Genomic DNA, 12625 nt, shown 5'->3' with positions numbered 1-12625 from the left:
CTTGAGGATGAATCCGGCAGCAACCCGCAAGCCGTTCTGCATCGACACAACCTTGCCTATGTCATCTATACCTCAGGCTCCACAGGAAAACCAAAGGGCGTGGGGGTGGCGCATCATGCGCTAAGCCACTTTCTTACCAGCATGGCCGAGTTTCCGGGTATGGACGCCCAGGATACGCTCGCGGCGGTAACTGCACTGTCGTTTGATATTGCTGCCCTGGAGCTCTATCTGCCTTTGAGTGTTGGCGCACGCCTCGTGCTCCTTCCGCAGGGGGTCAACCGCGATGGCCTGGCCCTTGCGCAACTCCTTCAAACCCATCGTCCCAGCGTCCTGCAGTCCACACCTGCCGGATGGCGCATGCTGCTTGCAGCCGGATGGGATCCTCTGCAAGGAAAAGCAGAAGGAGAAATACAGGGTGGAGACAACAAACCGTTCAAGCCGTTGAAAGCGTTGTGTGGCGGCGAAGCGCTCCAGCCCGACCTTGCCGGTCAGTTGTGTACGCACGGCGTCGAGTTATGGAACATGTATGGGCCCACTGAAACCACTATCTGGTCCGCAGTGGGAAGAATCGACCAAAGTGGTGCACCAGTATTAGGTAAGCCCATAGCGGCCACTCGGGCATACATCCTCGATGCGAATCTCAATCCTGTTCTGCCAGGTGTGGCTGGAGAACTGTATCTCGGAGGGATAGGGTTGGCGCGTGGCTATCCCAACCTTGGAGGACTGACAGCAGAGCGTTTCATAGCCGATCCTTTCGATGAAGAAGGAGGACGGCTTTATCGAACGGGCGACCTGGCAAGATGGCGCGGCGATGGGCAGATCGAATACCTGGGGCGATTGGATCATCAGGTCAAGATTCGAGGGTTCCGCATCGAACTGGGTGAGATCGAAGCCCAACTGCTGGCTCAACCTGAAATCAGGGAAGCGGTGGTAGTTGCGCGGGAAGGGGATGCTGCCTTGGCAGCCGCTGATACGCGGCTACCAGGGGGAGGAGGCGCGAAGCTTGTGGCCTACGTTTCATCGCATGCCGGGGAAGATGTGGATGCTGCCTTACTGCGCCAGGCACTCGCCAAAGCGCTGCCGGACTATATGATTCCTTCGGCAATCGTTGTTTTGGAGAGTTTACCGCTTAATCCCAACGGGAAGGTGGATCGCAAGGCCTTGCCTGAGCCGGAATTCGCCAACACGGAGCGTTATGAGGCACCACGAAGTGAAGTGGAAGAAGTGCTGGCGAGCATCTGGAGCCAGGTGCTTGGCGTAGCCCAGGTGGGCCGGCATGACAACTTTTTTGAGTTGGGGGGCGATTCCATTCTCAGTCTTCAAATCGTCACCAAAGCTTGGCGTGCCGGCTTGAAGATCACACCCCGGCAGTTATTCGAACAGCAAACCATCGCTTCGTTGGCTGAAATAGTGGAAACCATTGAGGAACCGGTTGCAGAACCGGCCAAGCCTGAGCGTGGTTATCTGCGCGATTACCTTGGCTCTGCAGCGATTGCAGGGCTCCCATTTACAGAGAATGAAATTGAAGATGCTTATCCTTTGTCACCGACACAGGAAGGCATGCTGTTTCATACCATGGAAACGGCAGCGGAGGGCGCGGGTCTTTATGTAAATCAGCTGAGCGTGGAAGTTGAGGGGCTGGACCCGCAACGATTGGCAAATGCATGGATGGCTATGGTTAACCGCCATCCAATACTGCGTACCGGTTTTCTATGGCAAGCTGGTTTGGCGCGTCCGCTGCAAATCATCTTCAAAAAAACATATGCCCCTGCCGCCCCTGTCGTCCACCTGGATTGGCGCGGACTGGATGCGTTGGAATCACGTGTTGCTGCCTACGCAGAGGACGAATTGAGACGGGAATTCGATTTTCTCACGCCTCCACTGGCGCGGCTTGCCCTCATATGCCTTGCCGAAGACCGCTACCAGTTGGTATGGACGCGGCATCACATATTGCTCGATGCGTGGGGTGACTCCATTCTCATCAGCGATTGGCTGCGCTGTTACGACGGGCAGGCGCTTGCTGCACCAGGACCGGATTATGGTTGGTATGTACGATGGCTTCTGCAACAGGACGAGCAGGCGACCAAGGCTTTCTGGCAAGCCGAACTTGCAGGGGTTGAGGGTCCGACTCTGTTGGCGAAGTCGACAGGAAAAATAACAAACGGAGCAAGCGAGCCAGACAAGCGATCAGACTTTGCGCAGATATATACCCTTCTGAGTATCGAGGAAACCCGTCGGCTGAAAGCCTTTGCGCAGCGGCAGCAAGTGACCCTCAATACTTTCGTACAGGCAGCATGGGCATTGCTTTTGCAACGATATACCGGCAAAGATACCGTGGTATTCGGCGCTACCGTAGCGGGGCGTTCTCCCAGCCTGCCAAAAGCCGAGGAAATAGTGGGAATGTTCATCAATACCATTCCCGTTCCGGTTGAGCGGAAAAGTGAATTGACAGTAGTGGAGTATCTCGGCCTGCTGCAGAAAATGAATGCAAGATTGCGTGAGCATGAGCACGCATCCCTTGCAGATATTCAACGATGGGCCGGTTCCTCCGGTCGGTCTCTCTTCGACAGCATTGTCGTATTCGAGAATTATCCCATTGATGAGGCAATGCGTAGCAACGAGCTTTATGGACTGCGCTTTGGGGAAATCAAAGGCAAGGGGCTGACAGGATACGCGATGGACTTACAGGTCGTGGTGGGCGACAGGTTGGAAATCGAATATTGCTACGGACGCGCCGAGCTTCCCGACGACTTCGTGCTTGACTTGCGCGCGCATATGGAATTCCTGATGAGGGAGATGATGACTCATCCGGAGTGGCGTGTGGGAGAGCTGGGATGGATGGAAAAAAGAGAGATTGGCCACCTCCTTTCCCTCGGATCCAATGCATATTTGGAAACCTCGCCATCGCGGCTTTCGCATCAGTTTGTGCACAACCTGATCGAGCAGAACGCGGAACACCACCCTGAAGCGATTGCACTGCTCATGGGCGAGCAGGAGCTATCCTATGCGGAGTTGAATGAGCGGGCAAACCGGCTGGCGCACCATCTCGCCCGTATGGGTGTGAGACCGGAAGTGAGAGTAGGAGTGGCGATGGAACGCTCGCTCGAAGTCATTGTCACGCTGCTGGGCGTGCTCAAGGCCGGCGGAGCCTATGTACCACTCGACCCCGAATATCCGGTAGAGCGCCTGTCCTTCATGGTGAAGGACAGCGGCATGTCACTCCTCTTGACGGAAGAAAAGTTGCTCGCCAAGCTCGGCAGCGGCTTTGGAGGGCAGGCGCTGTTGCTGGATTCCCTGGATCTCACGGCAGAATCGGGCTCTGACCCCGACATTCTCCTCCATGAGCATAATCTGGCGTACATTATCTACACATCGGGCTCGACCGGGCTCCCCAAGGGAGTAGCGGTAGCGCACGGTCCACTGAGCATGCACTGCCGAGCGACCGCCGGGATTTACGGTATGACACCGCACTCATGCGAGCTGCTCTTCATGTCATTCTCATTCGATGGCGCACATGAGCGCTGGCTGACCGCACTGACAGTCGGTGCCGGTCTGGCAGTGCGCGACCAGGAATTGTGGACCGCGGAGCAGACATACGACGCTTTACACAGCTATGGCATTACCAATGCGGCATTTCCGCCCGCTTACCTGGGCCAGGTTGCCGAATGGGCTGCGCCCCGCAGCGATCCGCCCCCGGTAGAGCTTTATGTCTTCGGAGGCGAAGCCATGCCCAAAGCTTCCTACGATCTGGTGCGAAAGACCTTGCGGCCGCGCATTCTGATCAATGGTTACGGACCCACCGAGACGGTTGTTACCCCATTGATCTGGAAGACGGAAGCAAGCAACAGTTTCGATTGTGCCTACGCACCTATCGGCAGACCCGTGGGAGAACGTACCGCGTATGTGCTCGACGTCGATATGCAACCGGTACCCGTAGGCATGATTGGGGAATTGTACATTGGGGGCTATGGCCTTGCTCGCGGGTACCTGGGACGAGCGGGACTGACAGCGGAACGCTTTGTAGCCGATCCATTTGACGGAAATGGCGGCCGGCTCTATCGCACGGGTGATCTGGTGCGTTGGCTGGAGGACGGCAATATCGAATATATCTGCCGTGCTGACCATCAAGTGAAGATTCGCGGGTTCCGGATCGAGCTGGGCGAGATAGAGGCATGCGTACGTGAGCTTACCGGACTGACCGATGTTGCAGTCGTTGTTCGGGAAGGGGTGGGAGGACCGCAACTCGCCGCTTATGTCGTGCAGAATGAGATGAGGGGGGCGACTGCGTTAGTCCGGAAGGGGAGTGCGGGGTTGGGAAGCACGCTGAAGCAGCAACTTGCCAGGCGGCTGCCCGAATATATGGTGCCCACGCATATCGTCATCCTGGACGATTTACCCCGATTGCCCAGTGGCAAGCTTGACCGCAGTGCATTACCGGAGGCGGATGCTGTTGCTGCCGACACTTATCGAGCACCCTCTACTCCGGAGGCCAGGCTTCTGGCTCAGATCTGGCAGGAGGTGCTGGGTGTGGAGCGGGTAGGCGAGACGGACAACTTCTTCGCTCTCGGCGGAGATTCGCTCTCCAGTCTGAAAGTCATGGCTCGAATGCGCAACCTGCCCGGGTTGAAATTCGATTTCAAGCTGCGGGATCTGATGCAACGTCCAACCATTGCCGGTTTGCTCGGTCTGGACGTTGAAGCCTCTGACAAAACACAGCCACTGCTGCTGTTAAATCAGAGTGACGAAAAAGCGAAACTCGAGCCATTATTCTGCATCCATGCCGGATTGGGAACAGTGTTCGACTACCAGCCGCTTGCGCGACATCTACAGGGGAAGCGAACAGTCTATGGAATACCTTGCCGCATGCTCTCTGATCCCGGACATCGCGATACTTCTCTCGTCCAGATGGCGGTGGATTATGTCCAGATCATTCGCCATGCCCAGCCGAAAGGACCTTACCACCTGTCAGGCTGGTCCCTTGGCGGCACTCTTGCAGCCATGGTGGCTGCGTTACTGGAGGTGGAGGGGCAGGAGATCGCATTTCTCGGCCTCATCGATCCTTTCATTCCCGGTATGGGCGAGACCGGGCCGGACGACTGGCGACAGGACTTTTCCGATTTTGTTTCCGTGGTGCTGCCCGGAGCGAAAATTGACGGCGCGGATGGAGTTATCCCTGATGGAAATCAAAAGAGTTGTCTGCAATCCTCGGAGCAGCCATCGGAAGAGACTTTGGCAGGTTTGCTGGATGAATTGATTTCCGCGGGACAAACACCAGAAGCCGCAATTCTGCCTAATAATGGAGAGGGCGGCTATGCAGATCTGGGAGCGGAAGAGCTGGCACGTATCTTTATAGTAGCTCGTCACCTAAAGGCGATAGCCGCGCAAGCGCCCGTGTTGAATCCCATGTCCGTAAAGCCCGCGTGCTGGTGGGTGGCAGCACGTCCGCTATCAGACAGATTGGCTCTTGCGCGGCAAATAGACCAGGCTGAACAACTTCAAAACGAGATCGACACGAATCATTTTGCCATCGTGCGAGCAGAGGCTTTATTACTGGGCATAGAATGCAGTCTCACATCGCGTGCCTCAATCGAGATTACTTGATTCGGTTCCAGTTTGAGAAATAGTGCTGCACGAGGTCTGCAATATGCGACATGCTAGATAAAGCACCTAGGCCAGGAACTGTTTCAACCATGGTCCCACTTAACAACTACCGACTTTAGCCGGGGGTTGTTAAGTTTTTACGTCGAACCATAGACCCTACCAATCCCAGCCCCGCCAGCAGCATGGCAGAAAATAATGGACTAATCGAAGTGAATGTAAGAGTTTTCGACAGGGTCAAGAATTTTTTTGCAAGAACCCACTACCCCCGAGCACCTATTAGGATCAGCCGAGCGGCTTCATGCAATTTAACCGAATTCAGAAGCTGGAGGATTCTGTACGTTCTGGCTGGAACACGAGGAATTGGTCGTGCAAGGACATCGTTCCCATTTCAGCAAATAATGCAGCCTACGATGGGGCTCACAAAATGTAGCCGGCGGCAACGTCAGTATTTAGCAATACTTCCTTTGAAGGAGGGGTTTTGCATGAAGATGAACTGAGCCACGTTCTGACTGATCTTGGCACTGAGTACTGTGACAAGCCAGAAATCCATGATTACCAGCTCTACCTGACTATCATGCTCGATGTCATTGACCAATGACATCTGTAAGCGCGTTCACAGACCATTCTGCAAGAGTTTTATCAGGTGGCGTTTCGCAGAAAAATATATCGCTCAATCGAGGAATTGCAAATCGATCTGGATGACTGGTTGCACAGCTATAATCGTGATGCATCTATCAGGGCAAGATGTGTTGCGGGCGTAGACCCACCTTCTGCCCCACTTCAAAGCCCATAGTCAGCGCCCGTGCAATATCCTCTCGTACCTTGCTTGCGTCGTTGAGGATATTCCCCAGACGTGCGAAATCATGCGTCATCCCTTCATATATTTTCAGTTGAGTAGGCACGCCGGCTTCTTTGAGCCTGCTGGCGTATTCAACTCCTTCATCCACGAGCGGGTCGTATTCAGCCAGGGCGATGAATGCCGGAGCGAGGCCACTTAAATCCTCTGCCTCAAGCGGCGCAAAGCGCCAGTCTGTCCGGTCTCTTTCGCTGGTAAGGTAATTGTTGAACATCCATTGCAGCGTCGGGGCTTCGAGCAGATATCCCTGTGCAAGGCGGCGGTGCGAATCAGTATCCTGCCATGCGCTTGTGCATGGGTAGAGCAGCGCCTGGAATACCGGCTGCGGCCAACCCATTTCCCTGGCGGCGATAGTCAATCCGGTGGCCAGCGTGCCCCCTGCGCTATCGCCTCCCACGGCTATCCGTTGGGGATCGATACCATGAGCGGGTCCGTTGGAAAGAAGCCATTGGTAGGCATCTTGCGCATCATGCACCGCGGTGGGAAACGGATGATCAGGCGCCAACCGGTAGCTGACGTTCAGCACGCAGCAGGGGGTCAGCGCAGCCAGTGTGCGGCATAGCGAGTCGTGGGAATCCAGGCTGCCTACACAATATCCCCCCCCATGAAAATACAGCAGCGCGGATGCCGATAAACCATTCAATGACTCGTCCAGCAGAGGCGCATAGAGTCTCGCTGTTATCTCATTTCCATCCCGGCAAAGGATGCCGATTTCCTTGACACTTGCCACCTCCATACCGGGGCTATCCAGAGCCAGGGTGGATATGTCGTATTGTTCGCGCGCTTTCGCGGGCGGCAGCTCGTGCAAGGGAGGGACACCATTGCTGATGCCCGCTTCCACAAGTTCGAGAAATGCTGCAAGATCAGGATCAAGCGCCATACAAGCGTCTCATCTATCGTAGAACAAGTTTCTCTGTGCTGACATTAAAACCTGAGTTTCAATGTCCCTATAACACTACGTCGTGTCCCCAGGAAGAAATTTCCGCCGGTGCTGGCCGAATAGTATTTATCATCGAATATATTGTTGGCATTGATGAGAAATTGCCAGGGGCCGTGATCGTATCGCAGCATTGCATCGAAGAGGGTAAAGGAAGGTGTAGTGCTGGTATTCGCCTCATCATTGAATACCCTGCCCACATAGCGTACGCCGCCTCCGATGAAGAACCCCTTCAACCAGCTAACATTCAATGTGCCGAGGTTATAGTCGAGCCAGGCTGAGGTCGTCAGGTTGGGTACGCGAACAGGCATGTTACCTATAAAACCAGTGGCGCTTTCTGTTACCTTGACGTCGTTATAAGTGAATGCGCCAATCAAATTCATTCCCCGGTAAATTTCCGTTCTTGCTTCCACTTCCGCGCCCCGGGAGCGTATCTCTCCTGCTTGCGACACGCCAAGCGGTGTGCGGGGATCAGGAATCAAAACGTTGGTTTTGGTCAATTCGAACAATGCCGCCGTAAACAGATTCCTGGTGCCCGGAGGCTGATACTTGATGCCCACTTCATACTGGGAAGCGCGCGCAGGTTTGAAGGGAGTGTTATTAAAAAAATCGATTCCATATTGAGGCAGAAACGACTGTGAGTAACTGAAATAAGGCGCAATTCCGTTGGAGAAAAGATAGGTCAACCCCGCCCTACCGGTGTATGCTGAATCCTTGCTCGCGTTATGCTGCGGATCGAAAATATTAACGTTGGTAACGCTCGACACTCTGTCGTGGCGGCCGCTCAGAGTCAACACCCACTGGTTGAACTTGATTTGATCCTGTACGTAAAATCCAACTTGATCTATCTTTTGGTTGCCATCGATGAATAGGAAATCCGGGGTGGGCACCGGCTGGTTATATACAGGATTGAAAATATCAATGGAGGGAGCGCTGCCTATAAAATGGTTGAGGGTGGACTCAACACGGTTCCAGTCGATTCCGGCCAGTACGGTATGATTGAGGGGACCTGTCCGGGTACGAGCTTCCACGTGCGTATCCAGCACGGTTTGATCCAACCGTTCGCGGGTAGCGACTGAACTGCGATCCAAGGTCCGTCCATCCGCGGCAAATCCTGCGGGGTTAATGTCTCTGTATCTGCCATCGAGACTCATGAAACGGAAGTTTTGCCGTACCGTGAAGGTGTCGTTGAAATGGTGCTCGAGTTTGTAGCTGAAGGAAGCCTGGTCGCTTGAATACCGCGTGAAGTTGGGTTCGCCCAGCAACGTATTGGTGGGACTGCCCTCTGGCGTTGCTACGTAAAAGGCGGCCGCTTCGCTGCGGTTGTTCAGGATATCGCCAAAAAGTGTGACGGATGTCCTGTCCGTGGGGCGCCAGGTCAGCGACGGCGCAATGTAGAAGCGCCTGATTTGCGCACGGTCCCCACCTGTATTGGGAAAGCGTACCTGGGTGTCCGTATCCAGCGCGCTGGTCACCAGGCGAAACATGAGCGTTCCATCTTCATTGGCCAAGCCAAAGTCTCCGGCAATCCGCTTGCGGTCGAAATTGCCGTACTGAAGCTCGACCTCCCGGATAGGCGTGGAGGTGGGCAGCTTTGTAACACGGTTTATGATACCTCCCGCATCGCCCCGGCCAAACGTCACCGAAGTGGGACCGCGCAATACATCTACCCGCTCGAGGGAATAGGGGTCGGTAATGAAGTCAGCAAAAAAAAATCCTCTCCCCTGCTGGCTTAAATTATCCCGGAAGTTGGCAGTGCTCAGGGAATTGAAGCCCCTCATGCTTACATACTCGAAGCCTGTTCCATTGAAACCAAGTGTGTCAGCTACGACCCCCGGTACATAGCGCAGTGCTTCGGTGAAGTTGAGATTTACCCCGCGCATGGTCAGTTCATTGCGATTGATGACTGAAATGGACTGCGGTACCTCTATAATCGGCGTCTTGGTTTTGGTCGCCGTCATGCTGTTTTTAACGCCATATCCTTCCTGGACTCCTTTTTCCCGGATGACCAGGGTCGGCAGAACCGTTTCGGAGGGTTTGGCTGATTCAGTGGTCTCCCCTCGCTGCGTAGCATCCTGAGTCGGGGAGGTTTTCTCTTTTGAAGCTTTTTCCCCCGATCTGGAAGACTCTGTAGCAGAGGACTCGGCATTATCTTCTGTCGCAGGAACACTCGTTTGAAATTTTTTGGCTGACTCCAGGGAAGTTTCCTGTGCATGCCCGTAGCCAGCCACGGACAGGCTGAGGAGTGCGTACTGTATTGCGATTACAAGTCTGGTGGGTCGTGTAAGTGGAGTAAGTGGACGACGATGCCCTTTAATAGTTTTTGTATAGGCTTTCATTTTTTTGTGGTTGCTGGTAGTTAAAAAATTGTAAGTGGGGGAGGTGTTATCAACTCGTATTCATGAGATTGAAGTAGATTTTCGTTTTCAAGATTCAACGGACGGCCACTGCACGCACCGGGTTTTCTGCCTGCTTCGCAACCGGATCATTGACCATACCCACGAGCGCCTGTCCTATTTCGTTCGTGCGGACTGCTGTAACTGAAAGCAGCGTATCGCTCAGACCGTGAGTTGATTCGCAGGCCCCCTGAAGGAAGATGGCAGGCCGAAAATTCGGCGTACTTTTCAGCCGGTAGTTGCGATCTACGCTGAAGTCATCCATATAGGGTGAAAGGGGTTTCAGCAAGGATTTGTGATAATTCCGTCCATAGCCGGTTGCAAGCACGACTGCATCGTAGACCGCACTGTATTCCCGCCCCGCATTCAAATCGCGCAGAAATAATTGAATGCCGCCTTCCGGCAAAGCACTGACGCTCGCGACTTCATGACGCCGCAGGAAGCGGTGGCGGGTATTGCCAGTAACTCTCTGCTGGTAGAACACATTAAAGATCTGTTCGATCAAAACCAGATCAGGTGCAGCGTAATTGGTATGCCAGAACTCCTCCAGAAGAGAAACTCGGTCGTGTTCTGAACGACTGAAAACGAAGTCGGTGAAATCGGTATTGAAGATTTCGTTTACAAAGGGGCTGTCGTCCGACGGTTTGATTGCGCGGGCGCGCATGATCAGGTCAATCTGCGGAGCATCAGAGCGGTTGTGCAGATCCATGAAAATTTCCGACGCGCTTTGACCTGCACCCACGACCGCTATTTTTTTTGCTTCCTTATGCCGCTCGATCTCGCGGAGATAACTGTTCGAATGAAATATTCGCTTGTCGCCTTTCAGCGATTGGAAGCATTCGGGTATGCTGGGAACACCCCCGACGCTGACAATGAGATTGCGGGTCAGCCGTTCCCGCACAGTTCCAGTGGAATCCCGCGAACGCACGCGCAGCAGCATCACTTCATCATTACGCTTCTCCGGTAGCACTTCCAGAACTTCTTCGCCGTAAGCACAGCGATCGTCGAAATGGGAGGCGGCCCAGGCGAGGTAATCGTTGAATTCGTGGCGGCTGGGGAAAAAGGTTTTGAGATTGATAAAGTCCTGCAGCCGCTGTTTTTGATGAAGATAGTTGATGAATGTAAAGTGACTGGAGGGATTCCGCAGGGTGACCAGATCCTTCAGGAAGGAAATCTGCATATGCGCATTGTCCAGCATCATGTTTGGATGCCAGGCGAAACCCGGCTGTTTCTCGATAAAAAACGCGTCTATGTCGTATCCTTCCTGTTTCTTTTCCTCCAGGGTAATGGCAAGCGCAATGTTGGAGGGACCAAAGCCGATACCGATCAGATCATGTATTTGCATAGCGATATCCTCAGGATAAAGAAGATGTGGAACAGGATGTTGCGATGACATCGCGTGGAACCCACAGCCGTTCTGCAAAGAAGCGTTCCCGCAACAACATGCCGAGCATGGCGCGTTTGTGGGGGAAATAGAATTCCTTGAGATTCGCATAACCGCACCTCACGAGATTGCGAATCATTTTGTAATTATCCGTGCGAGGTTCTATGACGACGCGCTGCGTCCTGCAATCGTCGAGAAACAGGTAATGGGAGATCGATGGCAGCCAGGCTGTGACGAAGGGCTTGCCGCGAAAACGGATTTCACCGATCAGCACGTGCCAGCCTCGATCGAAGTCATCCACATCATAGAAGGGGGCAATACGGTCTTCTTTTGCCCAATAAACTTCAAAATAACCGAAAGCCTCGTCATCGAGACTCGCGATGAGCCCTGTAACATGAGGGTCCGCAGAAATGGCTTGTAGATAAGCCTGGTGTTTTGCCAGATCGCCTTCTTCCCGCCAGGATGCCGCTACTACGGGGTCGTTCATCCAGCGGTTGAAGCGTTCCAAGTCCCGGTGAAAGTCCACCGTACGGAATGACAGCGTACGGCCGAGCCAGTCGATATGGCGCTGGTATACGGTGCCGGCCGGTTTGGGAGGCCGCAGCGGATGACGGCGTCCCTCGCTCAGCACATAAGTCACGGGGAAGGCATGGGGCTGAGGCGGCACCAGCCACATTCTCGGCTGTTGCCAGAAAAGCTCGATATTCACAGTGGCCTGACCGCTCCTGTCGCGAAGGAGAAGACCTGATCGAAGCAGTTCTTCAGCCTGGTCGAAAGGAGCTAGGAGATCCAGTTTATCTGCTACAGGAAAACTGACGAACGCAGCTTCAATTGCCGCCAATACTTCCACGAGCTTTGGTTTTTCAGCATCGGACCCTATCCATTCCAGAGTCAGTCCATCACTCTGCTGGTCCAGCTGCCACCGCGAATTTTCGACACCATTCGCTGGTTGTAAAAGCAAGGTGTTGCCGTCGAGCGTGGCCGAATATGCAGTCCGATCGGGACGACAATTAATCGACGTCGCACGAGGGGAGAGATGCTGGCCCTGCTCGTGTAAATGTCCCATCTCGTTTTCCGGATAAGTATTGTAAGAACGGCGCTATCGGGCTATCGCTGTCGCTATTATTCGTGTTCGCTGTATTTCGCGTTGTTATTCTGGTTAAAGACGAATGAGAAACATTATTTTTTACAATTGCAGCTGGATTGATTGCTCATTGTGAGAGCTATAACCTTGGGAGAAGTACGAGGGAAAATTCTGTTCTGGAGAAAATGGGGGATTAGAAGGGTCTATGCGGATAATTGCCTGTGCGGATAACGGCAAACACTCCCGCTGCAATTGTCTTTCCAGGTCATGCAAGAGGAAATTGCCCTAAGGAGCGAAATTGCTCCAAGGAGTGAAATGCCCGGAACCTGCTTTGGTGATTAACAGGAGATGACGTGAACCGAGAGGT

The 12625-nt window shown here is 53.8% G+C and carries 5 protein-coding genes and 1 pseudogene; 2 read left to right on the top strand and 4 right to left on the bottom strand.

The window, feature by feature from the left end:
• Both C8R21_RS10710 and C8R21_RS16440 read left to right on the top strand, forming a co-directional pair.
• A partial coding sequence (locus C8R21_RS10710) for a non-ribosomal peptide synthetase (protein ID WP_146162472.1) occupies nucleotides 1-5601 on the top strand: 5601 nt, incomplete at its 5' end.
• Between the two features lie 502 nt (nucleotides 5602-6103).
• Nucleotides 6104-6366: pseudogene (locus tag C8R21_RS16440) on the top strand (IS481 family transposase); the annotation flags it as partial.
• Here C8R21_RS16440 and C8R21_RS10700 read toward each other — a convergent pair.
• From C8R21_RS10700 to C8R21_RS10685, 4 genes are all read right to left on the bottom strand, one after another.
• Nucleotides 6336-7337 (bottom strand): alpha/beta hydrolase, encoded by a 1002-nt coding sequence (locus C8R21_RS10700; protein WP_107762681.1) that lies wholly within the window; start codon nucleotides 7335-7337, stop codon nucleotides 6336-6338. The pseudogene C8R21_RS16440 and the gene C8R21_RS10700 overlap by 31 nt on opposite strands.
• Nucleotides 7338-7381: 44 nt before the next feature.
• Nucleotides 7382-9733: a TonB-dependent siderophore receptor gene (locus C8R21_RS10695; protein ID WP_107762680.1), complete on the bottom strand. Its 2352-nt coding sequence runs from the start codon at nucleotides 9731-9733 to the stop codon at nucleotides 7382-7384.
• Between the two features lie 94 nt (nucleotides 9734-9827).
• The gene (locus C8R21_RS10690) at nucleotides 9828-11135 is read right to left on the bottom strand and encodes a lysine N(6)-hydroxylase/L-ornithine N(5)-oxygenase family protein (RefSeq protein ID WP_107762679.1); all 1308 of its coding nucleotides are present in this window, start codon (nucleotides 11133-11135) and stop codon (nucleotides 9828-9830) included.
• Nucleotides 11136-11145: 10 nt separating this feature from the next.
• Entirely contained in the window at nucleotides 11146-12240 is a 1095-nt protein-coding gene (locus tag C8R21_RS10685) for a GNAT family N-acetyltransferase (RefSeq protein WP_107762678.1), read from the bottom strand.
• Nucleotides 12241-12625: the final 385 nt, after the last annotated feature.

The sequence above is a fragment of the Nitrosospira multiformis genome (genome assembly GCF_003050865.1).
GTDB lineage: Bacteria > Pseudomonadota > Gammaproteobacteria > Burkholderiales > Nitrosomonadaceae > Nitrosospira > Nitrosospira multiformis_E.
The sequence above is the reverse complement of the archived record's forward strand: the minus strand, read 5'-3'. Positions and strand labels throughout refer to the sequence as shown.